General features: G+C 45.3%; 24 protein-coding genes. 14 read left to right on the forward strand and 10 right to left on the reverse strand.

From position 1 onward, the window contains the following. Window positions 1-75: 75 nt before the first annotated feature. Window positions 76-2,205, reverse strand: a complete 2,130-nt coding sequence (locus D0T92_RS02905) for an AsmA family protein (protein ID WP_191963660.1) — start codon at window positions 2,203-2,205, stop codon at window positions 76-78. A 119-nt stretch (window positions 2,206-2,324) separates the two neighbouring features. On the opposite strand from D0T92_RS02905, the gene D0T92_RS02910 reads away from it, so the two are divergent. The 9 genes from D0T92_RS02910 (at window position 2,325) to D0T92_RS02955 (ending at window position 8,532) form a co-directional block, all read left to right on the forward strand. Beyond that, complete coding sequence (locus tag D0T92_RS02910; RefSeq protein WP_151050057.1) at window positions 2,325-3,230, forward strand: chorismate mutase; 906 nt, start codon at window positions 2,325-2,327, stop codon at window positions 3,228-3,230. 17 nt (window positions 3,231-3,247) lie between these two features. After that, complete coding sequence (locus D0T92_RS02915; protein WP_151050059.1) at window positions 3,248-3,448, forward strand: hypothetical protein; 201 nt, start codon at window positions 3,248-3,250, stop codon at window positions 3,446-3,448. 283 nt (window positions 3,449-3,731) lie between these two features. Beyond that, on the forward strand, window positions 3,732-4,730 hold the full coding sequence (gene dusB, locus D0T92_RS02920; RefSeq protein ID WP_151050061.1) for a tRNA dihydrouridine synthase DusB: 999 nt from the start codon (window positions 3,732-3,734) through the stop codon (window positions 4,728-4,730). 87 nt (window positions 4,731-4,817) lie between these two features. Beyond that, window positions 4,818-5,063, forward strand: a complete 246-nt coding sequence (locus D0T92_RS02925; RefSeq protein WP_151050063.1) for a Fis family transcriptional regulator — start codon at window positions 4,818-4,820, stop codon at window positions 5,061-5,063. A 71-nt stretch (window positions 5,064-5,134) separates the two neighbouring features. Then, window positions 5,135-5,575 (forward strand): hypothetical protein, encoded by a 441-nt coding sequence (locus D0T92_RS02930; protein ID WP_151050066.1) that lies wholly within the window; start codon window positions 5,135-5,137, stop codon window positions 5,573-5,575. A 122-nt stretch (window positions 5,576-5,697) separates the two neighbouring features. Next, window positions 5,698-7,275, forward strand: a complete 1,578-nt coding sequence (gene purH / locus D0T92_RS02935) for a bifunctional phosphoribosylaminoimidazolecarboxamide formyltransferase/IMP cyclohydrolase (RefSeq protein WP_151050068.1) — start codon at window positions 5,698-5,700, stop codon at window positions 7,273-7,275. A gap of 194 nt (window positions 7,276-7,469) precedes the next feature. Next, window positions 7,470-7,703, forward strand: a complete 234-nt coding sequence (gene rpmB / locus D0T92_RS02945; RefSeq protein WP_085364522.1) for a 50S ribosomal protein L28 — start codon at window positions 7,470-7,472, stop codon at window positions 7,701-7,703. 29 nt (window positions 7,704-7,732) lie between these two features. After that, window positions 7,733-7,888 carry a 50S ribosomal protein L33 gene (rpmG, locus tag D0T92_RS02950; protein WP_004283097.1) on the forward strand — a complete coding sequence of 52 codons (156 nt, stop codon included), beginning with the start codon at window positions 7,733-7,735 and terminating at the stop codon, window positions 7,886-7,888. Between the two features lie 383 nt (window positions 7,889-8,271). Beyond that, window positions 8,272-8,532 carry a hypothetical protein gene (locus D0T92_RS02955; RefSeq protein WP_151050070.1) on the forward strand — a complete coding sequence of 87 codons (261 nt, stop codon included), beginning with the start codon at window positions 8,272-8,274 and terminating at the stop codon, window positions 8,530-8,532. A 90-nt stretch (window positions 8,533-8,622) separates the two neighbouring features. Here D0T92_RS02955 and D0T92_RS02960 read toward each other — a convergent pair whose 3' ends face one another. From D0T92_RS02960 to D0T92_RS02985, 6 genes are all read right to left on the reverse strand, one after another. Then, window positions 8,623-10,182, reverse strand: coding sequence for a TerC family protein (locus tag D0T92_RS02960; protein WP_151050072.1), 1,560 nt, complete (start codon window positions 10,180-10,182; stop codon window positions 8,623-8,625). A 198-nt stretch (window positions 10,183-10,380) separates the two neighbouring features. Continuing rightward, window positions 10,381-11,415 carry a tRNA preQ1(34) S-adenosylmethionine ribosyltransferase-isomerase QueA gene (queA, locus tag D0T92_RS02965; RefSeq protein ID WP_151050074.1) on the reverse strand — a complete coding sequence of 345 codons (1,035 nt, stop codon included), beginning with the start codon at window positions 11,413-11,415 and terminating at the stop codon, window positions 10,381-10,383. A gap of 161 nt (window positions 11,416-11,576) precedes the next feature. Then, window positions 11,577-13,328, reverse strand: coding sequence for a phosphoenolpyruvate--protein phosphotransferase (ptsP, locus tag D0T92_RS02970; RefSeq protein WP_151050076.1), 1,752 nt, complete (start codon window positions 13,326-13,328; stop codon window positions 11,577-11,579). Between the two features lies 1 nt (window position 13,329). Continuing rightward, complete coding sequence (locus tag D0T92_RS02975) at window positions 13,330-13,599, reverse strand: HPr family phosphocarrier protein (protein ID WP_151050078.1); 270 nt, start codon at window positions 13,597-13,599, stop codon at window positions 13,330-13,332. Beyond that, complete coding sequence (locus D0T92_RS02980; protein WP_151050080.1) at window positions 13,593-14,012, reverse strand: PTS sugar transporter subunit IIA; 420 nt, start codon at window positions 14,010-14,012, stop codon at window positions 13,593-13,595. The genes D0T92_RS02975 and D0T92_RS02980 overlap by 7 nt, the downstream gene beginning before the upstream one ends. Before the next feature lie 87 nt (window positions 14,013-14,099). Continuing rightward, window positions 14,100-14,660 carry a hypoxanthine-guanine phosphoribosyltransferase gene (locus D0T92_RS02985; protein ID WP_151050082.1) on the reverse strand — a complete coding sequence of 187 codons (561 nt, stop codon included), beginning with the start codon at window positions 14,658-14,660 and terminating at the stop codon, window positions 14,100-14,102. A 1,302-nt stretch (window positions 14,661-15,962) separates the two neighbouring features. Here D0T92_RS02985 and D0T92_RS02990 point away from each other — a divergent pair. Continuing rightward, entirely contained in the window at window positions 15,963-16,637 is a 675-nt protein-coding gene (locus D0T92_RS02990; protein ID WP_151050085.1) for a DUF2625 domain-containing protein, read from the forward strand. Window positions 16,638-16,976: 339 nt separating this feature from the next. After that, window positions 16,977-17,222, forward strand: coding sequence for a hypothetical protein (locus D0T92_RS03000; protein WP_151050087.1), 246 nt, complete (start codon window positions 16,977-16,979; stop codon window positions 17,220-17,222). 253 nt (window positions 17,223-17,475) lie between these two features. On the opposite strand, the gene D0T92_RS03005 is transcribed toward D0T92_RS03000, so the two are convergent. Together D0T92_RS03005 and D0T92_RS03010 are read right to left on the reverse strand one after the other, a co-directional pair. Further along, window positions 17,476-18,102 carry an alpha-ketoglutarate-dependent dioxygenase AlkB family protein gene (locus D0T92_RS03005; protein ID WP_151050089.1) on the reverse strand — a complete coding sequence of 209 codons (627 nt, stop codon included), beginning with the start codon at window positions 18,100-18,102 and terminating at the stop codon, window positions 17,476-17,478. A gap of 95 nt (window positions 18,103-18,197) precedes the next feature. Next, a complete protein-coding gene (locus tag D0T92_RS03010; protein ID WP_151050091.1) occupies window positions 18,198-18,932 on the reverse strand; it encodes a BUD32 family EKC/KEOPS complex subunit in 735 nt (244 codons plus the stop codon). 466 nt (window positions 18,933-19,398) lie between these two features. Between D0T92_RS03010 and D0T92_RS03015 the strand changes: the two genes are divergently transcribed. The 3 genes from D0T92_RS03015 (at window position 19,399) to fabF (ending at window position 23,474) form a co-directional block, all read left to right on the forward strand. Next, entirely contained in the window at window positions 19,399-21,411 is a 2,013-nt protein-coding gene (locus tag D0T92_RS03015) for a prolyl oligopeptidase family serine peptidase (protein WP_151050093.1), read from the forward strand. Between the two features lie 431 nt (window positions 21,412-21,842). Further along, on the forward strand, window positions 21,843-22,079 hold the full coding sequence (acpP, locus tag D0T92_RS03020) for an acyl carrier protein (protein ID WP_151050095.1): 237 nt from the start codon (window positions 21,843-21,845) through the stop codon (window positions 22,077-22,079). Between the two features lie 147 nt (window positions 22,080-22,226). Next, window positions 22,227-23,474, forward strand: a complete 1,248-nt coding sequence (gene fabF / locus D0T92_RS03025) for a beta-ketoacyl-ACP synthase II (protein ID WP_151050097.1) — start codon at window positions 22,227-22,229, stop codon at window positions 23,472-23,474. A gap of 163 nt (window positions 23,475-23,637) precedes the next feature. Here fabF and D0T92_RS03030 read toward each other — a convergent pair whose 3' ends face one another. Then, window positions 23,638-24,261 carry a glutathione S-transferase family protein gene (locus D0T92_RS03030; RefSeq protein ID WP_151050099.1) on the reverse strand — a complete coding sequence of 208 codons (624 nt, stop codon included), beginning with the start codon at window positions 24,259-24,261 and terminating at the stop codon, window positions 23,638-23,640. Window positions 24,262-24,274 lie beyond the last annotated feature (13 nt).

Below are 24,274 nucleotides of genomic sequence, written 5' to 3' on the forward strand. Positions count from 1 at the left end.
TGGCATGATTGTTTGGTGTCGTATCTTATTGATTAAATGAAAGGCCGTCTGAAAGGTTTCAGACGGCCTTTCATATTATTTAGATGGTTTATTGAGCCATTGCCATTGTTCGCGTAATGTTTCGGCCAAAGCGCGTTGCCGTTCTTCGGGGGAGTCCAATCCATCGGTGAGGCGGTTGTAATCTAGGGTGACGGACGGATTGTTGATCGAGCCGCCGATGGTTATCGGCACAGGTTTGGCTTTCGGGTTGGCAGCATTTCGGATAAGCAGGTTTTCCGAAACGGTTTGGGTATTGAGATTGGTTTGGCCGTAGCTGCTGATATGCAGGATATCGGAGGTTAATTCTGTATTGTCATGGCGGCTGATGCCGTTGCTGATTTCGCTGTTGAGGGAGAAGCGGCGGAACCGTGTTTGTACATCCGCCCCGTTTTTACCCGGTGCATGATTATTGCTGAGATTTTTTAAAATATTGGCCATATCAACGCCGTACCAAGCACCGTCGGCAACGTTCAATTGCAGATTGCCGTTTAGGGTTTGTGTCAGGCTGCGGCGGTCTGTTCCTGCGGCGGTGAGGTCTATCACGGCATCACCCGTGCCGCCTATGCCGTGATAGTTTAATAAATCCTGTAATAACGGGCGGATTTGTACGCCATGGGTGTTTTGTTGCAGGTGATAGGCGGGCGGGTCGGTATTGGCAATGCTGATGCCGCCTTCGGTATGGCCGCCGTATAGTCCGGCGCGAAAGTTGGTGAGGGCGATACGGCGGTTGTCGGCATAAAGTATGGTGTCTATCTCATCTATTTGCAGGCCGGGTATGGCGAGGTTGCCGATATGGATATCGGCTTTGATTTGCGGTATCTGTTCGCGGTTTAAAAAGGTTGGGAAAAGCCGACCGCCTTTGGCTTGAAGGTCTTTCCAATAGGGGGCGAGTAAGAGTTTGCTGAGGCTGAGTTGTGCTTCCAGTGTGGCAGCTTGCTGTCGGTTGGCCGCAATATAGTCGGCTGAAAATCGGGTGGCCTGCCGGTCGAATAGGCCGTTTAATTGTAGTTGCCAGTTTTTATTTGCCGACAAGGTAAACTTACCAGTCATTTGGCTGGAAAAACGTGGTTGCGGGGCGGCATTTAATTGGTTTTGATAGGTGGTGAGTGTCAGGCCGTCTGAAGTTAGCGCACGGTTTTTCTGCCAATCCAAAGGAGCGGAAAAGTTGAAGGTGGTTTGTTGTGCGTTGTGTTTGAAACTGCCGCTTAAATCGATTTTGGCCACTGTTGCCGTTGTGGGGCGCAGATTGAGGCGGGATAGGGAAAATGATCCGTCCCATCTGCCTTCTTCTTCGGAGCCGGCGGTAAACACGCTGCGTATATCCCCCGAGCTGATGCGGTTTCCGTTCCATAAAATCAGTGGGCTTTGCGCTGTCAGGTGCAGATCATGGTAGCTACTGTCGGCACGCAGGCGCAGGTTGCGGGTTTGCAGGGTGTTTTGTTGTGACTGCCAGGTAAGATCGGCATCGGCCATGAGCTTGGTTTGATGGTTTTGAAAAGGAATATCCGCTTCGATATGTACGGCAGGCAACAGCCATTGTCGGTTGGCAGATTCGGCCTTGCCGTTGCTTTCCCACGTTATGATGGTATCGTCGGTGCGGTTGGTATGGCCGTTGATGTCAAAAATATAGCTACGTTCCGAAGCACGGCTCAGTTTGAGGTTAAATTGTTTGGTGAGGTAGCTGCTTGCGGGAGTGTGGATGTTAATCCGGCTGTTTTCAATAATGAAACGATTAATACCGATATGGTCATTACGGTTGCGCCATAAATCTTGAAAAGTCCATCTGCCGTTTTTGTCGTGGGTAATATCAGCTTCGGCTTCTTCCCATACCCATTTTTCGATAGACGGATGCCCCCATAAACTTTGCCACGATAAGCCGATACGCATTTCTTTAACATGCAGGTCGGGTTTGCCGCTGTTGCGCGCGCCGAGGGTAACGTTGGTGAGGGTAACGGTAGGGCGGGGCAGCCATGTGCGGCCTATTTTACTGCCGAAACGTACTTCGTAACGGTTACCGACGGCCTGGTCTGCCGCGGCTTGGATATGCTCGTTACTAAACAGATAAAGTAGTAAGGTGTGCATACCGATTCCGGCGGCAATAACAGCCAGTAAGCCGAAAACACTGAAGCGTAGCCAGAACTTTCCCGAATGGAGCAGATTTTTCATGATATCAGAATAATAAGGGTTGTTTGAAGTATAGCATATAGGCCGTCTGAAACAGTGTATCGGTAGCATCTGCGGCCGATTATTGTTACTATTCGGTCAGATAAAATGTGGAGATTGTGATGATTATCGTCATGCAGAAACAGGCTTCGCCGGAATCGGTAACGCGCGTGGTGGCATTTATCCGCAGCAAGGGTTTGCAGGGGCATGTTTCCCGTGGGGAAGAGCGCACGATTATCGGTGCGGTGGGCGATGAGCGGGTGTTTCATCCCAATGAGTTGGAAAGCTTGCCGGGTGTGGAGCGGGCGATTCGGGTGTTAAACGAATGGCGGATTATCAGCCGCGAAAGCCAAGCTGACAATACGGTGATTACCGTGCGCGGCGCATCGTTCGGCGGCGGCAAACGGTTGGATATTGTTGCGGCCGATGTCGGCAGGCAGGATGCGGATGTGGTGTTTGCCGATCCGTTTTATATGCCCGCCCGCCCTTATGCGGTAACGGAACATAGCAATGAAAAAAACCATATCCGCGCCATGCAGGCAGTGGTTGCTGATGCGCATGAACGCGGCAAACCTGTGATGGTTCGGATACGCGATGTGCGTCAGATTGAATCGGCATTGGCCTCGGAGGCCGATGTGTTGTATTTGGGCGGTGAGTTGATGAGTAATCGTACTTTGCAGGATGAAGTAGGCCGTCTGAATACGCCGGTGGTTTTGTGTAAAGACAAACATCACCGTGCCGATGAATGGTTGGTTGCCGCCGAGCATATTGCTTTGCGTGGTAATCACCATATTATTCTCGGTGAGGCCGGCACGCTCAGTTTCGAGCCGGATCATCCTTATCGCTTGGATGTAGATGCCATTGTCCGCGTGCGTAAAATCAGCCATTTGCCCGTTATCGCGAATATTACCCGTTTGTGGCATGGCGATATGCCGCAGGAAGTGTTGTATCGATTGGCGGAAGCGGCGGGTGCGGATGGGATTGTCAGCAGCTTGGCAGCGCGGCCGGTTATGCGCTTAGCCGATTGATTAGGGAGGGCAGATAGATGGATCAGCAAACGAAACAAACCGTGCAAACCATACGCCGTGTGAAACACGAGCTAACCGATGAGGAAAGATTGCAAGGCTGGCAGGAAGCCTGTGCGGAAAAAGGTTTCAGCGGCGAATTTGTTTTAGCCGCTAAAATTAACGGCGAGGCTTATACCGAAGAGCAGGTTAAAATGGTGTCGGAGTTGTTCGGCCGCTAGCCGTTGGTGACGATTAAAAACATCAGGCCGTCTGAAACCCTTTTTCAGACGGCCTGATGTTGTTTTTTTTAGGCAATAATATTTTTATGCTTTTAACATTTTATCTTAGTGTTGGTTTTATGCATTTAAAATATAAAGTGTTGGCGTAAAACTATTTTATCGTTCGGGTGTGCGTCGGCGGTGGTAAAATGACTATGGGTTTTATAGTGGATAACATGCATTTCAAACTGGTAAAAACTGCTTAAAAATTGTACAATCCTGATTTTATCAAATGTGGATTTTTATGCGTATTGGTGCTTATTCTGTCCGTACGCCCATTGCGCTGGCGCCGATGGCGGGAATAACCGATAAGCCTTTCCGCCAACTATGCCGTGAATACGGAGCAGGTTGGGCGGTTGGCGAGATGCTTAATAGCGATCCGGCCTTGCGTCATACGCGTAAAACCTTGCGTCGTAGCGATTTTAACGGTGAGGACGGTGTGGTTGCCGTGCAAATTGCGGGCAGCGATCCCGAACAAATGGCGGAAGCGGCGCGTTATAATGTCGAGCAGGGCGCGCAGGTGATTGATATTAATATGGGTTGCCCTGCCAAAAAGGTTTGCAATGTGTCGGCAGGCAGTGCGCTGATGCAGAACGAGCCGCTGGTGTCGGCTATATTGAATGCGGTAGTTCGCGCGGTTGATGTGCCGGTAACTTTGAAAACCCGTTTGGGTTGGCATGATGAGCATAAAAATATCCTGACCGTTGCCCGTATGGCGGAAGATGCCGGTATCAGTGCGATTGCCATTCACGGGCGTACCCGCACCCAGATGTATAAGGGTGAAGCCGAATACGGCCTGATTGCCGAAGCCAAAAGCCGTCTGAATATTCCTGTGTGGGTTAACGGCGACATTACCAGCCCGCAAAAAGCTTTAGATGTGTTGGCGCAAACCGGTGCCGACGGCATTATGATAGGGCGCGGCGCACAAGGGCGGCCGTGGTTGTTTCGTGATTTGAAATACGTTGCCGAACATGGTTGTTTGCCCGAAGCATTGAGTATTGCCCATTGTAGTGAAACGGTCTTGCGGCATCTTTATCAGATGTATGCGTTTTATGGCGAGCGCGACGGCGTTAGGATTGCGCGTAAACACATTGGTTGGTATATCGTCGGTTTGCCCGGCGGTGAGGATGCCCGCCGTAATATCAATAAGATAGACAGTGCGGCAGGACAATATGATGCGGTTGCGGCGTTTTTAGACAAGCTGCCGCAGCTAACCGATCATTGGTCTTGTGCGTATCGCTAATACGCTTTCAGACGGCCTGTAGGGTTGTATTGGCATAGGCCGTCTGAAACAATATTTCTTCAATAATAAATAATATAAGAGAAACTTATGAAACAGAATGTTCCTGAAATAGCCCATTGTATCGAACAAAACCTATACCGGTATTTCCATGATTTAAACGGTGAAACCGCTTGCGGCGTTTATGAAATGGTTTTGGAGCAGGTGGAGAAGCCGATGCTTAAATGTGTGATGGAAGAATGCGGCGGCAATCAATCGAAAGCGGCTGCTATGCTGGGGTTGAACCGTAATACATTGCGTAAAAAATTAGTGCGCTACGGGCTGTTGGAAAATTAAATTTGGGCCGTTTGAAAATCATCTAGGTTTTCAGACGGCCTTTAATCACTAGGTGACTATAGGGAGAAATCATGATGAAAAAAATATTATTTATGATTGCCATGTGTTTGACTGCCGGTGTTGTGGGTGCTCAAACCAAAGATGTGGTATTGGAGAAAAAAATTATCCGTGCGGTACAGCCGGTTACGCAAAAATTAAAGTATGTATTGCAAACCGGACCCAATGTTGAAAATCAAGAAGGTATTCATTTTACCGATAAGTCTGCCTGCGAAGGCAGCGTATGTTGTGATGGTACGCACTACTGTACCCATTTAGCTATTTATTATGATAAGCAAAAAAATTGCCGCCGTAATTTTGGTAAGGAAGGTTTGGGTTTTGTCGATACCAGTCGTTCGGGCGGTAATGGAAGTAATTATTATAATATGGTGCATAAAAATATCTGCTATGTGATTTCCACGCATAAGAAAAAAGACGCGGAAGCTTTGGCCCGTGCGATAAAAAGTAAGATATAACTCTGTTTCTGTTGCCATATAGCCGAAATATTAATAACAGGCCGTCTGAAAGTAGAATATATTAAGCATATTGTATTTTCAGACAGCCGGATTTTTCATTAAACAAACCATAAGGAAACAATATGGCCGCCGTAAAACGTGCCTTAATCAGTCTGTCCGATAAAACGGGCGTTGTTGAATTTGCCCAAGCCTTAAACGGGTTGGGTGTGGAAATCTTGTCTACGGGCGGTACGGCCAAAATGCTGGCGGATGCCGGCGTGCCGGTGGTGGAAGTTGCCGACTATACCGGTTTTCCCGAAATGCTTGATGGCCGAGTAAAAACCCTGCATCCGAAAATCCACGGCGGTATTCTCGGCCGTCGTGACTTGGAAGAGCATGTGGCCAAAATGAAAGAACACGATATCGGTAATATTGATTTGGTATGCGTGAATCTGTATCCGTTTGCCGCCACTGTTGCCAAGCCCGGTTGCACTTTGGAAGATGCGATTGAAAATATCGATATCGGTGGGCCCACAATGGTGCGTTCTGCGGCTAAAAACTGGAAACATGTCGGTATTGTTACCGATAATGCCGATTTTGACCGTGTGATTGACGAATTGAAAGCCAATGGCGGCGCGTTGAGCGATAAAACCCGCTTTAACCTGTCGCGCAAAGCGTTCAGTCATACCGCACAATACGACGGCATGATTTCCAACTATCTCACCAGCGTATCTGATGAAAAATTATCGGGCGAGCCGGAAATGGGTGAATTCCCGCAACAGTTCAATCAAAGCTGGGTAAAAGTGCAAGAAATGCGCTATGGTGAAAACCCGCATCAAGATGCCGCGTTCTATCGCGATTTATATCCGGCTGCGGGCAGTTTGTCGGCATATAGCCAATTGCAGGGCAAGGAATTGTCTTATAACAATATTGCCGATGCCGATGCAGCTTGGGAAGCGGTAAAAGCCTTTGACCAACCTGCCTGTGTGATTGTGAAACACGCCAATCCTTGCGGTGTGGCGGTGGCAGATTCCCCGCTTAACGCCTATAAATTGGCTTTTGCGACCGATACGACCAGCGCGTTCGGCGGCATTATCGCGTTTAACCGAGAAGTGGATGCCGATACGGTGGAAGCGGTAACCGGTCAGTTTTTAGAAGTATTGATGGCACCGAAATTTACCGATAAAGCAAAAGAAGTGATTGCGGCTAAGAAAAACGTGCGCGTATTGGAAGTGCCGTTGATGGCCGGTGCCAACCGTTTCGAGCTAAAACGTGTCGGCGGCGGTTTATTGGTGCAAACGCCGGATATTCACCGTATCCGTCGTGAAGATTTGAAAGTGGTATCGAAACGCCAGCCGAGCGAGCAGGAATGGCATGATTTGATGTTTGTGTGGAATGTGGCCAAGTTTGTGAAGTCTAATGCGATTGTATTCGGTAAAGGCGGGCAGACTTACGGTATCGGTGCGGGGCAAATGAGCCGTGTCGATTCGACCCGTATTGCCGCACGCAAAGCGCAAGACGGCGGATTCGATTTGAATGGCGCCTGTGCCGCTTCCGATGCATTCTTCCCGTTCCGTGACGGTATTGATGTGATTGCCGAGCAGGGCATTAAAGCGATTATCCATCCGGGCGGTTCGGTGCGTGATCAGGAAGTGTTTGATGCGGCGGATGAACACGGTATTGCTATGGTGTTGACCGGTATCCGTCATTTCCGCCATTAATTTCAGATAAACCAAGGCCGTCTGAAAACTTTTTCAGACGGCTTTAAAGTTTTATTTTGAATGTTGCAGAGTACACAACATTTATCAGTAATCGAAAGCAAAAAATACCGCCGTTTCAAAAAACAAGCTTGAAACAAAACCGATTTTTATGGTATAAATCGCGTTTTACTATTTTAGAAGTTTGGAGACTAACCATGGCACGAGTTTGCAAAGTGACCGGTAAACGCCCGATGTCTGGCAATAACGTATCACACGCCAACAACAAAACCAAACGTCGTTTTTTGCCTAACTTGCAATCACGTCGTTTCTGGGTAGAAAGTGAAAACCGCTGGGTTCGCCTGCGCGTATCCAACGCTGCGTTGCGCACCATCGACAAAGTAGGCATTGATGTTGTATTGGCCGAAATGCGCGCCCGCGGCGAAGCCTAATTTAAATCGGTTTTATAAGGAATACTGCAATGCGCGATAAAATTAAATTGGAATCAAGTGCCGGTACCGGTCATTTTTACACCACGACCAAAAACAAACGCACTATGCCCGGCAAACTGGAAATCAAAAAATTTGATCCGGTAGCCCGTAAACACGTTCTGTATAAAGAAACCAAGCTGAAATAAGCCGGTTTTTTAAATACAAATCATCAAGCCCTTGCTTTTTGCAAGGGCTTTTCTATTGTGGGTATTCAAACTTTTATTTGTTGCTAATCAACTGTTAGAGCCGTCTGAAAATATTGATGATTTATACCAAACTTAAAATATGAATGATTCAAATGCATCCTATTTGATTGTGTATTTTGCTGTATACGTTTGAAAACTTGGCAAGCAATGAGAGGGATTCTTTAAAATTTATAATTTCCTATTGGGAAATGAATGTTAAATAAAATTGGTGTTTATCAAATATTAAGCATTTTATACAATACACACATCAACAAAGCAGACAGCCGTTTAAATACGGCCGAATAAAACACAAACACATCATAATATTAAAAGGATTTTTTATCATGAAAAAAACTGTATTTACTTTCGCCGCTTTAGCTACTTTTGCCGCTTCTTTTGCCTCTGCCAAAGGTGCTCATATGCCTAAATATGACCATGCCAATGACTCAGGCCCGATTGCCGGTTTACAAGCAGTACAACATGAAGGCATGATCCGTGCCGGAAAAAATGATGACAGCGTTAAATTTATCGCACCCCGCGGTCAAACTTCCGATGCTGTATTTCAATACCACTATGACCACTTAGGCCGTACTGAAAGCCGTTAATAATCGGTCATTACTTAAACTGAAGAAGCCGTCTGAAATGTTTCAGACGGCTTCTTTATTGATAAAACGATAATGCCGATATGGTTCAGCTTATTCTTCGGGCGGCAATCGGGTAATTTTAACACGCTCGATTTTTTGGCTTTCTTTTTCGATTACTTCAAAACGCCAGCCATGAAAGTCGATATATTCGCCTTCATTCGGAATACTTTGCAATTCTTCCATAATCAAACCGGCAATAGTATGGAAATCGGAATCTTCTTCCGGTAGCGGCAAACCGAGTTGCGGCGCGAGTTCGACATATTCTAAAGCTCCGTCTACGGTGAGGCTTTCATCGGCATTGGCCTGAAGCGCTGGCTCTTCTTCGCGTTCAAATTCTTCGGGGAATTCTCCGGCAATGGTTTCCATTAAGTCTTTCATAGTGACCATGCCGAGAATGGCACCAAATTCGTCTACCACCAAAGCATAATCGGCACTACTGTTGCGGAAAAGTTCGATAGCTTTAAGGGCGGTTGTACTATCGGGCAATATCAAGGGCTGTTTTAAAGCTTCTTGGATATTTAACTCGTGGCCTTCCAATATTTGTGCCAATAAGTCTTTTTTATTGATATAACCCAAGGGATCATCAACACCGGCTTTACCGACAACCAATAAGCGGCTGTAAGGTGTGTTTTGCAGTTGGTGCGATTGCTCTTCTTTGCTTTGGGAAATATCCAAGCGCTCGATATCGCGGCGGGGAATCATCACGCCTAAAATCGGCCGCTCTGCCAGCATTAATACGCTGCGAATCATGGATTTTTCATTTTCGGCAAAATGGGAGCCATCTTCAGCCTGCTCGCCTGTTTGAGCCAGAATACTTTCGCGTATGCCCATCATGCCCAAAACATTTTCTGCCGTACGCTTCCTCCATGAACTGCTGGTATAGGCGTTTTTACGGGCATTTCTCTGCGATATCTGATTAAAGGCTTCAATGAGGATGGAAAAGCCGATGGCGGCATATAGATAGCCTTTGGGGATTTCGAAATGGAATGCTTCGGCAATCAGACTAAAGCCGATCATTAACAGGAAGCCCAAACACAACATCACCACGGTAGGGTGCTTATCGACAAATGCAGTGAGCGGTTTGCTGGCCATAATCATCAGAGTCATGGCAACCACAACGGCACCCATGGCAACCACAATATGTTCGACCATGGCAACGGCGGTAATGACGGCATCAATAGAAAAAACGGCATCCAAGATCAGGATTTGTACCACCACGCCCCAAAATCCGGCATGTTTTTTATTGGTATCGGCAATAGCAAATTGATTATGCCCCTCAATCCGTTCGTGTAGTTCGGTGGTAGCTTTGTAGAGTAGGAATAAGCCGCCGACCAGCATAATCAGGTCTTTGCCGGAAACAGACAGTCCGCCGACAGTAAAGAGGGGTTGTGTGAGGGTAATGATGTGTGCCATAAACCCAAGCATTACCAAGCGCATAAGAACCGCCAGAGTGAGGCCGGTAATCCGCGCTTTATCACGCATTGACGGTTTGACTTTATTGGCCAGAATAGCCACAAAAACCAAATTGTCGATGCCGAGTACCACTTCGAGTATGATTAATGTTGCAAACCCTATCCATGTTTGCGGTTCGGCCAACCAACTCAAATCCATTTGTGTTATATCCTTGTTTTATAAAACAAACAGGCAGTCTCCTGAGTCAACAGGGCTGCCTGTATGGGCACATACATGAAGGGCGTAGAAATATTGCTACTCTGCTCTGCGTCGTCCATGGTCGTGTATATGCTTGCAAGTTAAATTAAATCAGCAGTTTATCATTTTATGCCGGATAACGCAAAATCAGCCGGCGGATTATTTGTGCTTATCGTACCCCAACAGCATGGCATCACCATAGCTAAAAAAACGGTATTGTGCTTCGATAGCGTGTTGGTATACGTGGCGGATATGTTCTATACCTGAAAATGCGCTGACCAGCATTAATAATGTGGACTTAGGCAGGTGAAAGTTGGTAATCAATCTATCAACTACGTTGAATTGATAGCCGGGCGTAATAAAAATATCGGTATCGCCGGTACCTGCTTTCAGACGGCCTGTTTCTTTTGCGGCCGACTCAAGTGCGCGCATGGAAGTTGTACCGACCGACCAAACATGATTGCCGCGTTGCTTGGCCGCTTCAATCGCGGCTACGGTTTCGGGCGGTACTTCAAACCATTCGCTGTGCATTTTGTGTTCTTCAATATTATCCACCCGCACCGGTTGGAAAGTGCCGGCGCCGACATGCAAGGTAACTTCTGTGGTGTGTACGCCTTTGGCACGGATGGTTTCCAGCAGGCTGTCGGTAAAGTGTAGGCCGGCGGTCGGGGCGGCAACGGCGCCTTGATGTTTGGCATAAACGGTTTGATAGCGGGCATCATCATGATCGTCGGCGGCGCGTTCGATATAAGGTGGCAACGGCAGGTGGCCGGCTTGCTCGAGAATCTCATAGACGCTGTTGCTGCTGTGAAAACGTAGTCGGAATAATTCGCCCGCCCGTTCTTCCATGACGGCATGGATGTCACCTTCAAAAATGAGTTCCGTACCTGGTTTGGGGGATTTGGATGAGCGGATATGTGCCAATGCTGTATCATGATCAATCACCCGTTCAATCAAGGCTTCGATTTTTCCGCCGCTGGCTTTGGCACCGAACAATCGGGCTTTCATCACTTTGGTGTTGTTGAAAACCAATACATCGCCGTCGGCCAGATAATCGGGCAATGATGTGAACACGGTGTCTGTGAGCGGTTGCCCGGGCAGTGCGGCCAATAGTCGGCTGCTGCTGCGTTCGGCGGGCGGGTATTGTGCGATAAGGGATTCGGGCAGTTCAAAATCGAAGTCGGAAATGTGCATTTTGTTTTTGGATTTTTAAAGTTAAAGAGTATTCGTTAAAGACGTTTTTAACGCTTGAGCGCAACAGGATATGAAATAAAGGCCGTCTGAAAAAATAGCACCATATCAAGCAGAAACGGGCATTATGCCGTTTCTGCTTGGGTTTATATGGCATGAGTGTTTCAGACGGCTCCTTCTTCCGTGTTTATGTTTTTCAATAGTTTTTCCACTTTTTCGGGGTCGTCGTTACGCATTACACGGGCGGCTTCGCTTTCCAATGCTAAGGTATTGCTGTGTAACACAATATCTTTTACAGCCAATAGGTTATTGGGATTCATGGAAAAACGTCGCAAGCCCATGCCGAGTAGCAGACGGGTGAAAGTGGTATCTCCGGCCATTTCACCACATACCGATACGGCTTTATTCATGCGGTCGGCGGTTCGGATAACAGTTTGTATCAGTTTTAATACGGCTGGGTGCGCGGGCTGGTAGAGGTAGCTGACGGCATCATCACTACGGTCGACCGATAACGTGTATTGGATTAAATCGTTGGTGCCGATGGAAATAAAATCAATATGTTTCAACAGGCTGGCAACGGTTAGCGCGGCAGAGGGAATTTCTATCATACAGCCGACCGATACTTCGCCAAACGGCTCGTCGCGCTCGGTGAGTTGTCTTTTGGCGGTTTCCAAGTGCACTAGGCACTGTTTCAATTCGGTAATGCTGGTAATCATCGGCCACATCATGCTGACCGGCCCGTGTGCGGCCGTGCGCAAAATGGCACGCATTTGGGTGCGGAACATCACCGGCTCGGCCAAGCATAAACGGATGCCGGTTAATCCGAGTGCGGGGTTTAGGCTGCCGTTGGGCGTGCCGTTTTGGCCGAACCAGCGCGGGTTTTTATCCACGCCTAAATCTACGGTGCGGATGGTGAGGTTTTTGCCTTTCAGCTTTTTCACAAAGCGGCTGTATACCTCGTATTGCTCGTCTTCAGACGGCATGGTATCGCGGTTGAGATAAAGAAATTCACTTCTGAACAAGCCTACGCCGTCGGCACTCATATTGTGAACGTGTTTGATGTCGTCCACGGATTCGATATTGGCCAACAGTTCGATATTGATACCGTCTTCGGTAGCGGCAGCAGTTTTTTTGATTTTATTCAGTTTGCGCGTGCGGGCACGATGTTCGCGTACACGGGCGCGGTATTCGGCCAAAACGATATCGTCGGGGTTGATAATCAATATGCCGTTAATGCCGTCAACAATCACCCATTCGTCTTCACGAATCAGTTTACGCGCATTGTGCAGGCCGATAACGGAGGCGATATTCAGGCTGCGGCCGAGTATGGCGGTATGGCTGGTCGGTCCGCCGGCATCGGTTACAAATCCGGCAACACGTTGTTGCTTGAAATATACGGTATCCGCAGGCGATAAGTCGTAGGCAACCAAAACCGTATCTTCTGCCAGTTCGGGGTCTAAGTTTAAGTCATTGCCTTCCCCTGCCAAATTGTTGTGTATGCGCTCCACCACTTGCAACATATCTTGTTTGCGTTCGCGCAGATAGGCATCTTCGATTTCGTCGAATTGTGCGGAAAGTTTGTCTGATTGTAATTTCAACGCCCATTCGGCATTGATATGCTGTTCTTGAATAATATCGACCGGTTCCCGCGATAGGGTTACATCGGTCAGCAGCATCAGATGTAGCGAAATAAATGCGCCCAATTCGGTAGGGGCATTTTCCGGAATGGTACTGCGCAATTGTTCCAGCTCTTTGCGGGTAGCTTTGATTGCGGCTTCATAGCGGGCGGTTTCGGCAGGCAGTTCGGTTTCGTCGATATCGTGTTGCGGAACTTCGTTCATGCCCCGCATAATGATATGGGCGCGGCCGATGGCAATGTTTTTACCCGCACCGACGCCGTGTAGCATGATAGACATATTATTCGCCTTCGCCGAAATAGTCGTTAATCAAATCTACCAACGCCTGCATGGCGGCGGCTTCGTCTATGCCGTCGGTTTCCAATTCGATAACCGTCCCTTGGGAAGCAGCCAACATCATCAGCCCCATAATGCTTTTGCCGTTAACGCGGCGGTCGCCACGGCTGACCCATACCTCGCATTGGAAGTTGGCGGCGGTTTGGGTGAGTTTGCTGGATGCACGGGCATGTAGGCCGAGTTTGTTGATGATTTGAACAGACTGCTTCAGCATGGGTTGCCTCCTAAGGAAGGTGCGGGCACATTAATAATGCCGTTAATCGCTGCTTCTTTAACGGTTTGGGTAAATGCCGCCAAATCATGGGCATTACCGGAATAATTGATGGCTTTAATCATCATGGGCGCATTTAATCCGGTTAACATGGCGGTTTTGCCCTCTTCAACCAGACTGCGGGCGGCATTACAAGGTGTCGCCCCGAATATATCGGTCATAATCAGGACACCTGCATCGCTATCGAGTTCCGTAACCAGTTTCCGTGCGCGCTCGATAATATGTTCATGGCTTTCATCGGTTTCGACACCTAAGATACGGATATTTTCCGGCGTATTACCAAGGAAAAAGTGATGTGCCAAGCCACGGTAGGCTTCGCCTATGGTATCGTGGGTGATAATTAATAAGCCTATCATAAGTGGCTCCTGTTTATGGCCGTTTGAACGTTTTCAGACGGCCTGATATGGTAATGAATGATAAAAATGTGTTTGTATTCACACAGTTTAAGAGGTTTCATTCATGGCATAAACGGCACCGAGATTACGCCATGCGCCGGCGGCATCCATGCCGTAGCCGAACACATAGCGGTCGGGCACGTTGATGCCGACATAATCGGCAGTAATCGGTTTGTCTTTGTTGATCAGTTTGTTGGCAAAAACGGCGGTAGCACATGAGGCGGCACCCAAACCCAACACCTGCTCTTTGATGGCGGCCATGGTATGCCCTTCATCAAGAATATCGTCCAGAATCAGCACATGTCGCCCGGCAACACTTTCTTGCGGTTCGCGCAACCAATGGAAATCGCCGCCTTTCAGTTTGTCGCCATAACGGGAAACGTGAACATAATCGAAATCCAGTGGGAAACGCAGTAAGGGCAGTAATTGTCCGGTAAACACCACCGCGCCGCCCATAACGGGCAATAACAAAGGGTATTTGTTGCCTAAATCAGCAGTAATTTCGTCTGCCAGCCGTAGCAGTTCGCGACGGCAGGTTTCTTCATCAAACAGTAAATCGGCATGTTCTAATAGCGATTGCGTGTGTAAACGTTTGGTATCAATATCCATAAATATGGGGATTCGGGAAAGAAAAAGAGGTAGGTATTATAAACTTTATTTTTCTTTGCGACGATTGGCATGGCTCTGTATGGTTTATTGGCAGATAAATTTATTTTATCTGATTGAAACTTATCATGATTAATCGGTTGGCCAATCGTTGCGTATAACAGACCAACGAGTAATGCTGTTTCTGAATTAATTTATGCTCTTTATGATAAAACGAATGATTTAGTAGGCGGGCGATTGCCTCTTGCTTCGGCAGAAAAAATGAATATCAAAATTTATGATTATGCGAAGCAAAATAACTATCAGCTTGATCTTAATAATCATAGTCGAGGAGGTTTAACAGCGAGTGTTGCTTTACAGAGAGCGAATAGAGAAGGATTAATAGGGATACCTAATTGATCAGAATGGGAAGAGAGTGAGTAAGGCAGTTGAAAATCCTTATTTAGATGATTTTGATAAAAAGTGGGATCCTAAAGATATCAAAAAAGATAATCCATTACTACCAATTTTAATTAAGCCAAATAAAAATTAAGGAGTTATGAAATGAAGCGTTTTTTTATTTTAGCAATATCTTTTCTGAATTAAGTGGTTGTATGACTAGTAGAGATCCTGTGGTTTGGTTTTGGAATCATGATTTTAAAATGTCTGATAAGGAAAGGGAAGTATATAGATTTTGCAGAAAGTATCATCAAAAAAGAAAATAATTATGTTAATTATTATAACCATATAAAATAAAGGGGATATGTAAAATAAGTAAATTTTCTAAAAAATAGATAAATTACTTAATAAATAATTTCCGCCAAAACAATAAGAAAAACAAATGAAATATGAATATAAAATGATACAACCTCCTCTACATATCATTGCACATAGAAAAATATTCACACAGCTGCTGCAGAATATCTAGAAGATTTGGTAAACAGATATGCTATAACATAGATGAGATGCTCAATAAAATCCCACTTACTGAGCTCAACTACGATCTAACATTCCTTCAGCAAGTCAGTTTTTTTATTGCTGGCAAAATGAAAATCAACCCTAAAGCTAAAATTGGAAAGTAGTTAGAGCATACTCAATTGCCAGCCACATAAAATTCAATCAATAACTACCCTATTATTTAGCAATTAAAGCAGTGAGATTATGGGTATTTTTTGTAAATTTAAAAAAACTCTATTTTACCACTGGTACCAATAATTGACGTTTATATCATTGGTTACACAATAATGGCATAATACTTTTCGTAAAACCTGAGTTATAGTTTTTTTAACTTGAAAAACTTATCTATTTACCGAGGAATAAGAAAAAATGAAAGAATTAAAAGAATTAATTAATTTAGAAGAATCGGGCTGGGACTTCATTTCAGAGTGGTTGGAAGAAGCAACTAATGATTACGAGATTTTAGAAAAAGATCCCAAGAGAGCTGAACAAGAATTGATAAATACCCAAGTCACAACACGTTCTCCGATGGGTGCATTGATTTACGAAACTGGAGGAATACTGATAGATAGTGGTTGGCTTAGAATTTTAGGTTCGGGAAGTACGAAATTGAACAGAGGTTTAATGGAATGGAATCAAGGAAAAACCTATGAAAAATTGGGTGAGAGACCTACACATTTATTGATTGCGGATGATATTGTGGGTGGATATTTTGCTATCAACGCTGGTGGTATTGGTAATGTGATAGGAAATATTTATTATTTAGCACCTGACTTTTTGGAGTGGGAAGACACCGAGTTGGGATATTCTGACTTTTTGTATTGGACATTGACAGGCAATCTTGAGATGTACTACGAAAATGTACGTTGGTCAACATGGAAAGAAGATATTAAAAAAGCAAATGGAAATCAGACTTTTTCGTTTGTTCCATTTTTATGGACAGATGAAGGTCAAGACATTGATAAAACAGATAGAAAATTAGTTCCAACGGAGGAAAATTATCATTTTATGATCGAAATGCAAAGACAATTGAACAGAGAATAATATTATTTAAAAAATAGTTTCCTGTTCTTTGGAAAGAATCAGGAAACTCTACTACCTTATCCTTTTAGTCTATTCAATCCGATCAATAATGATCTATCACAATTACAATTTTATAAAACGGTATTGAATCTTATGATTATAAAGCTCGTTTGCTTTTGTGATTCCGCCAACCCTCCACCATTAGGTTTGAACTTAGTTGTTCCGTTTATTGATAGAGTTGGTCGTAAAATTAATATGATGGAACAAGTGCTTGATATTCCATCGCATAAGGAAGTTGAAAATTCTTACTTTCAGGATTAATTACCAGTGTTAGTCAATCCAAAAACTAAACAGGAGTAAATGATGAAAATTATGAAAATGTTCGCTGTGTTAGCTTTAATAATACCTTTATCAGGCTGTATGAATACTGCTACAAGTTTGTGGGATGGTGGGGGTAGTCACTCTTTTGGAGAAGCTCCTGAAAAATATCTTAAAGATGAAGAGGGTTATAATATTGATCAGAATGGAAATAGGGTGAGTCAGCCAGTTGAAAATCCTTACTATCAGGATTATAGGGATAAATTGGAAAAAGAGAGAGCTAAATAAAAATCATATTTCATTACCCGTATGAATCAATCTAAAAACTAAAGGGGAGAAAAAAGAAGATGATTTGCTATTTTAATTAAGCCCAATATGAAAAATACTGGAAATAATCTTGATAAAAAAAGCGGTGAGTTATTGCTGAAATTTTGCAAAAAGAAAAGCGAAACTCACCTCTTTATTGGTGATTTTGATTTATTGAAAGGATAAAGGCTTGACCGGCTTATATTGTGTTTTCAGACGGCCTTGATTGGGCGCATTATTCAATAATGGTTCTAAACGTTAGGCTGACTCGCGGTTCGTGTATTTTGGTGCTTTTCATAATGGCATGCAGCCAATGACGTTGTGTTTCGCCGTGCATAACCAACAATTGGCCGTGCGTTAGCATCATGGCGGTTTTTTCCTGTGTTTGTTTGTGTTTGAAAACAAATTTCCGTGATGCGCCGAAACTGACTGAAGCGATAATAGGGCATTGCCCCAATTCGCGCTCGTCATCGCTATGCCAAGCCATTCCCTCGTTGCCGTCGGTATATAAATTCAATAGGCAGGAATTAAATTGCGTCGGTGTATAAGCGGCTATATGCCTCTCGACTGCATCTTTGATTTCCGATAATACGGGGTGCCATGGTAGGGCAAGGCGGGTGATGCCGGAATAAGTATAGGCCAAAGAGCGTTCGCCATACCAAGCCACACGGCGTGCCGTGTGGATGCGTTTGCCATATAACACGACTTCGTCATGTTGCCACGGAATGTCGTTCATCAATATATGGAAATAGCGGTCGGCCTTGTTGCCGGAAAAAATCACACCGTAGTCGTTAACGATACCGTCGGCGGGCAACAGGTTATGTTCCGGCGCGGGTATCGGAGTGAATAAATCGGGAGTCATGCTGTTTTCTTTCAGACGGCCTTGTGTTGTGCTAGTGGGTTTTCTATAAGAAAAGAAGCCAATGTGAATCAGCTTCTTATATTTCCGTAATCCACCTAAAGAAGTTTTTCAGTCAAAAATATATCAAATAATCTATAGACTGCAATTAAATCCGTTCCAAGGATAGATTTAAACGGACGTAATATATGGTAAGCAAATTGATATTTGGTGAGGAGTTGAATAAATACTTGCCATAGCTGAGGATCGCAAATATTTTGATATTGTGTGATTGCATATTTGATTTCATCATCAGAGATAAATTTTTTTCGACATAAACCATGGAAAAAAATAGCCATATCTCTTGCTTTTTGCGATTGAAGATTTTGTCTCTTTGGGCAGACTTCAAAGTCGATAAAAAGTACGTGATGATTATCCCAAGTCATATCACGAATAGCAGGCCTGCCATGAATAAGGTTGGCTTTATGTAGGTTATTTAATGCTTTTATGCTGTCTGACAACAGTATTTTCTTAAATTCCGGATTGTTCGTGTTGGCTGCAAGAAGATTGTCGATTGTTTTCCCGCCATCCTCCAATATAAAAAAATTGTTGTTAAATAAAATTAATTTAGGAATGGGCGCATTCTTGATGGAAAAGCAACGGAGCCTTTCAATTTCGCCTAAAAAAGATTGTTTTGGGTGAGGTTTTAATAATCTGGATATTCCGTGTGTGTGCTCAGGTTGTTTTAGCCAGAACCGTTTCCCTTGAAATTTAAATGGAAAAATGCGTTCATCTTTATGTTCTATTAACAATTTATGAGCATACTCAGACAGTGAGTTGATATTTTCGCTCATGGTGTTTCCTTAAATTAATAAATAATCCATCATCAAATAAGTATTAAGTTGTGTAGGCATATAAATGGTACTGTGGATTAGACTGCGTATTTGATTTCAGATAGTACGAAATATCTCGGCAGGGGAAAGATGGTTGTGCTGAATACTAATATATTAATATGTCATAAGAAACTATAATAGGCAAATGGGCAACACGGTGTGCTATTAAGGGTATATTTACCATGCAATATAATTTCATCATATTGAGACATAATATGATTTATCAAGATGTTGAATTATAGTCTGAGCTGCCTTGATGTTAATATTAGCAGAGCAGATAAAAAGGCTCGGTTAATATGAGTGTAAATAAAGTAAATGCTCTTCACTCTCTGAATATTGATCATACAAAGGAAAGCGGCTGTGACAGCGTACTAATTGCCGATAAGCTATAATCCGCCCATTACTTTTCAGACGGCCGCCTACTATCATGCAAGACCCTTATCACCTTTTCGAAGATCTCAACGATCCGGAAACCCGACGGTTTGTTTCGGACGCACATGCCGAAACGCAAGCTGCTTTTGCCAGTGGTGCGGACTTTGACCAAACTGTCGCCGATATGGTGAAACAGTTGCAAAACCCGCGCCAGATTGCCTTTTGCCAAGAACACCGCGCCAGAATGTATCATTTTCATCAAGATGAAATCCATCCGAAAGGGGTATACCGCGTCTGCAGCGCCGCTTCATATCGTTCCGGTTATCCCGAATGGCAGATTTTGTTTTCCGTCGCCGATTTTGATGACATCTTAGGCGATGATGTTTATCTCGGCGGCGTATCCCATTATGTTGCACAGCCCGAAATGGTGTTGCTCACCCTCAGCCGTTCCGGTTCGGATACGGTATACACGCTTGAATTCAATCTCAATAGCGGCACCATTGTGGAAAACGGCTTTCATTTTCCGGCAGGTAAAAACCATATTTCATGGCGCGATGCAGACAGCGTATGGGTATGCCCCGCTTGGGACGAACGCCAAACCACACAAGCCGGTTATCCGCGTGAAGTGTGGTTGGTAGAGCGCGGGCAAAGTTTTGAAGAAAGCACCCCTGTTTATCGTATGGATTCGGACGGTATGATGGTGAACGCTTGGCGTTATCTCGATGCGCAAGGCGCTGCTATCGACCTGATCGAATCTTCAGACGGCTTCTATACCAAAACTTATTTTCAAGTGTCGCCCGAATGCGAAGCCTTGTCGTTGAATCTGCCCGCTGATGGCGAAGTGTCCGGTTATCTGGCCGGGCACCTATTGATTCATTTGCGCAGCGTATGGCAGCGTGCGAACCATAGTTATCCGGCCGGTAGTCTTGTTGCTGTCAAATTAAACAAGGGTGAGTTGGGTGCCGCACATGTATTGTTTGCGCCCGACAGCACGCAGGCCTTGGAAAGCGTCGAAACCACCAAGCATTTTGTCGTAGCCAATTTATTGGATAACGTATCGGGCCGTCTGAAAGCATGGCGGTTTTCAGACGGCCTTTGGCGGGAAGTTAGCTTGCCCAAGCTGCCGCAAGGTACATTAGAACTCACCGATCAGCCGTGGGGCGGCGATGTTCTCTATATTGCCGCCAGCGATTTCACAACCCCGTTGACCTTGTTTGCCCTGGATTTAAATGTGATGGAATTGGTTGTGGTTCGCCGCCAGCCGAAACAATTTGATGCCGACGGTATCCAAGTGCGCCAGTTTCACGCCGAATCTGCCGACGGTACGCGCATACCTTATTACTTTGTTGGTAAGAATCCGTCGCCCGAGACCCCCGTGATTGTGTATGTTTACGGCGGTTTTGCCGTTCCTGAACTACCGCATTATATGGGAACGATAGGTAAATATTGGCTCGAACAGGGCAAATCTTTTGTATTGGCCAATGTGCGCGGCGGCGGCGAATTCGGCCCGCAATGGCATCAGGCGGCACAAGGAATCAATAAACATAAAAGCGTAGATGATCTGATTGCCGTTATTGATGATTTAAACAACCGCCAACTCAGTTCGCCACCTTTTATCGGTATTCAGGGCGGCAGCAACGGCGGATTAATCGTTGCTTCGGCTTTCGTACGCACACCGCACAGTATCGGTGCCATGGTGTGCGAAATGCCGCTGACCGATATGTTGCGTTATCCCTATTTATCGGCAGGTGCCAGCTGGATAGATGAATATGGCGATCCTGAAAACCCTATTTTTCAGACGGCTTTGGCTGAGCTATCGCCTTACCATAATCTTTCCGATACAGCTGACTATCCACCGGCGTTGATTACCACCAGCTTGAGTGACGATAGAGTCCACCCCGCACATGCATTAAAATTTTATGCAAAACTGCGCTGCAATAAAGCCCCTGTGTGGCTGTATGCTGGTGGTGCAGGAGGACATACGGGAAATACGACACAGGAAGAATCGGTTATTGAGTTTGCCTGTATTATTGAATTTTTCAATCTTCAGTTGGTTGCGAAACACTAAGGCTAAGTAACCACTTTTAAATAAAATAATTAATTTATACAAACATATAAAACAATAAGTATCAAAATATCGTATTATAAAAAATATATTAGTCAGTCACTTGTTGATAATTTTTCCAAACAAATTAAAGGGATTGACGGCAGATAAAGCTGGTTAGGCGGTATTTTCACAACAGCTTATTTAAGTAACTGTTATCATTTTTGATGTTGGATATGCGCCAAATTTTGTATTTAACATTTTGATTAAAAAAAGAAAACAAAAGTCGCTTGTCGTTTAAAATAAGCCTATGATAATATGCCGCCTAACACCGTGTGGTTCGGGGCGGTATTGCCGCACCGCATGTTTCAATAGAAAATGTAAAAAGGATTCGGTAAAATCCAGCCAAATCCGATTTTTAAAACCCGCCGTAAGGCATATAAGGACTGATTAACATGTCAAACATTGAACAACAAGTTAAAAAAATTGTTGCCGAACAACTGGGCGTTAACGAAGCCGAAGTTAAAAACGAATCTTCATTCCAAGATGATTTGGGCGCAGACTCTCTGGATACCGTTGAGTTGGTAATGGCTTTGGAAGAAGCTTTCGGCTGTGAAATCCCTGATGAGGATGCTGAAAAAATCACTACCGTGCAATTGGCTATCGACTATATCCAATCACACTCTGCCTAAGCGCACAGTGTCTCAAAACGAAACAGCCTCTGCTGCGGGAATCCCTGCCGACAGAGGCTTTTAGCTTATTAAATAAACCATTACTCACACGGTTTCAGACGGCCTGTTTTTAAGAAAACCGTCAAACCTAACCCAAGCGAGAATACTATGAGTCAGCGAAGAGTCGTCATTACAGGTTTAGGACAGATATCGCCTGTCGGCAATGACATTGCCACCGCCTGGAACAATCTCTTGGCCGGAAAAAGCGGCATCAGTGCCATTACCCGTTTCGATGCATCCGATATTAACTGCCGCGTTGCCGGTGAAGTGAAAGATTTCGATATCGGTACCTATATCAGCCCTAAAGAAGCACGCCGTATGGATGTTTTTATCCACTATGGTATTGCAGCTGCGTTGCAAGCCATTGCCGATTCAGGGCTGGATGATGTAGAAGGTTTGGATAAAGACCGTATCGGTGTCAATATCGGTTCCGGTATCGGCGGGTTGCCCACTATTGAAGCTACCGGTAAGGCCGTGATGCAAACCGGCGCGCGCAAAATCAATCCATTTTTTATTCCCGGTTCGCTGATTAACCTTATTGCCGGCCACGTTACCATTCTAAAAGGCTATCGCGGTCCTAGTTACGGCATGGTTTCTGCCTGTACCACCGGTGCACATTCCATTGGCGATTCCGCCCGCCTGATTAAATATGGTGATGCGGATGTGATGGTTGCCGGCGGTGCTGAAGGTGCTATTTGTACATTGGGCATGGGTGGTTTTGCCGCTATGAAAGCCTTGTCAACACGCAATGATGACCCGGAAACCGCTTCCCGCCCTTGGGATAAAGGCCGTGATGGTTTCGTGATGGGCGAAGGTGCCGGTGTGATGGTGCTGGAAGAGCTTGAGCATGCCAAAAAACGCGGTGCAAAAATTTATGCGGAAATTGTCGGCTTTGGTATGAGCTCCGATGCCTACCATATTACTGCACCTAATGTAGAAGGCCCTGCGATGGCGGTGAACCGTGCATTAAAAGATGCCGGTTTAAATCCCACAGACGTTGATTATGTGAATGCGCATGGAACCTCTACTCCTTTAGGCGATGCCAATGAAACCAATGCATTGAAAATCGCATTGGGTGATCACGCTTATAAAGTGATTGTAAACTCTACCAAATCTATGACCGGCCATCTATTGGGTGCTGCTGGTGGTGTAGAGGCTGTTTATAGCGTATTGGCCGTGCATAATCAAAAATCACCACCGACCATTAATCTGTTTGAGCAAGATATCGAAGTCGGTTGTGATTTGGATTACTGTGCCAACGAAGCCCGCGATGTCAAAATAGACGTAGCGATTTCTAACTCGTTCGGCTTCGGTGGAACCAACGGTACTTTGGTATTCAAACGTTTTAAAGACTGATAAAACCACACAGGTATCTATATTTTATAGATTGGTGTTGTAACAATACAAAAAAGGCCGTCTGAAAGTTTGAACTGCACCTTAATGGGTTGGAGGAGTGTCCAACTTTTGGGGGTCAGTTCAAACTTTCAGACGGCCTTTTTGATGAGTGAATCTATTTTTCTTATTGTGTTGCTTGTGCCGCAAGCTTTTGGTCTATGGCTTGTGCCTGTTGGAAGGCAGGGCGGGTGTAGAGGCGGTCGAAATAGGCGGTTAATATGGAGTTGGCGGGAAATACTTGGGCATATTGGGTAAACCAAGTTAATAAACCGCCGTAATAGATATCGAGTGCGCTGAAATGGTTGCCGACCATATATTCATGATTGCCGATATGTTGGCATATCATATCAAAAGCTGTATCAAAGTCGCCATAGCCGACGGCACTGCGTTGCGCTTCGTTATTTTGAATATTCCGTTGTTTATCTCGTGCCGCATATTCGAATTGAATCGAAAATAGCAGCCAACGGTAATATTGCCCGCGTTCTTCGCTGGTTGCATCGGGAATCAACTGCTTCTCGGGAAACTGTTCGGCTAAGTAAGTAATAATGGCGGCTGTTTCGGTGATGATATGGTCTCCGTGCCTTAGGGCGGGCACTTTGCCTAAGGGGTTGATGGCAAGGTATTCGGGGGATTTGATGCTTTGTTCCGATAGGGCGACGGTATCGTAACGGGCGCCGCACTCTTCAAGCATCCAAAGAACATTGGTGCCGCGTGATTGGGGCATGGTATAGAGGGTAAAGTTTTTCATCGGTATCTCCGTG

Origin of the sequence: Neisseria zalophi (genome assembly GCF_008807015.1) — a bacterium.
Classification (GTDB): Bacteria; Pseudomonadota; Gammaproteobacteria; order Burkholderiales; family Neisseriaceae; genus Neisseria; species Neisseria zalophi.

Bases quoted from the DNA above. Each gene is read 5' to 3' on its own strand.
- D0T92_RS02905 (WP_191963660.1), bottom strand. From the start codon at position 2,205: ATGAAAAATCTGCTCCATTCGGGAAAGTTCTGGCTACGCTTCAGTGTT.
- D0T92_RS02910 (WP_151050057.1), top strand. From the start codon at position 2,325: ATGATTATCGTCATGCAGAAACAGGCTTCGCCGGAATCGGTAACGCGC.
- D0T92_RS02915 (WP_151050059.1), top strand. From the start codon at position 3,248: ATGGATCAGCAAACGAAACAAACCGTGCAAACCATACGCCGTGTGAAA.
- dusB (WP_151050061.1), top strand. From the start codon at position 3,732: ATGCGTATTGGTGCTTATTCTGTCCGTACGCCCATTGCGCTGGCGCCG.
- D0T92_RS02925 (WP_151050063.1), top strand. From the start codon at position 4,818: ATGAAACAGAATGTTCCTGAAATAGCCCATTGTATCGAACAAAACCTA.
- D0T92_RS02930 (WP_151050066.1), top strand. From the start codon at position 5,135: ATGATGAAAAAAATATTATTTATGATTGCCATGTGTTTGACTGCCGGT.
- purH (WP_151050068.1), top strand. From the start codon at position 5,698: ATGGCCGCCGTAAAACGTGCCTTAATCAGTCTGTCCGATAAAACGGGC.
- rpmB (WP_085364522.1), top strand. From the start codon at position 7,470: ATGGCACGAGTTTGCAAAGTGACCGGTAAACGCCCGATGTCTGGCAAT.
- rpmG (WP_004283097.1), top strand. From the start codon at position 7,733: ATGCGCGATAAAATTAAATTGGAATCAAGTGCCGGTACCGGTCATTTT.
- D0T92_RS02955 (WP_151050070.1), top strand. From the start codon at position 8,272: ATGAAAAAAACTGTATTTACTTTCGCCGCTTTAGCTACTTTTGCCGCT.
- D0T92_RS02960 (WP_151050072.1), bottom strand. From the start codon at position 10,182: ATGGATTTGAGTTGGTTGGCCGAACCGCAAACATGGATAGGGTTTGCA.
- queA (WP_151050074.1), bottom strand. From the start codon at position 11,415: ATGCACATTTCCGACTTCGATTTTGAACTGCCCGAATCCCTTATCGCA.
- ptsP (WP_151050076.1), bottom strand. From the start codon at position 13,328: ATGTCTATCATGCTACACGGCGTCGGTGCGGGTAAAAACATTGCCATC.
- D0T92_RS02975 (WP_151050078.1), bottom strand. From the start codon at position 13,599: ATGCTGAAGCAGTCTGTTCAAATCATCAACAAACTCGGCCTACATGCC.
- D0T92_RS02980 (WP_151050080.1), bottom strand. From the start codon at position 14,012: ATGATAGGCTTATTAATTATCACCCACGATACCATAGGCGAAGCCTAC.
- D0T92_RS02985 (WP_151050082.1), bottom strand. From the start codon at position 14,660: ATGGATATTGATACCAAACGTTTACACACGCAATCGCTATTAGAACAT.
- D0T92_RS02990 (WP_151050085.1), top strand. From the start codon at position 15,963: ATGAAAGAATTAAAAGAATTAATTAATTTAGAAGAATCGGGCTGGGAC.
- D0T92_RS03000 (WP_151050087.1), top strand. From the start codon at position 16,977: ATGATGAAAATTATGAAAATGTTCGCTGTGTTAGCTTTAATAATACCT.
- D0T92_RS03005 (WP_151050089.1), bottom strand. From the start codon at position 18,102: ATGACTCCCGATTTATTCACTCCGATACCCGCGCCGGAACATAACCTG.
- D0T92_RS03010 (WP_151050091.1), bottom strand. From the start codon at position 18,932: ATGAGCGAAAATATCAACTCACTGTCTGAGTATGCTCATAAATTGTTA.
- D0T92_RS03015 (WP_151050093.1), top strand. From the start codon at position 19,399: ATGCAAGACCCTTATCACCTTTTCGAAGATCTCAACGATCCGGAAACC.
- acpP (WP_151050095.1), top strand. From the start codon at position 21,843: ATGTCAAACATTGAACAACAAGTTAAAAAAATTGTTGCCGAACAACTG.
- fabF (WP_151050097.1), top strand. From the start codon at position 22,227: ATGAGTCAGCGAAGAGTCGTCATTACAGGTTTAGGACAGATATCGCCT.
- D0T92_RS03030 (WP_151050099.1), bottom strand. From the start codon at position 24,261: ATGAAAAACTTTACCCTCTATACCATGCCCCAATCACGCGGCACCAAT.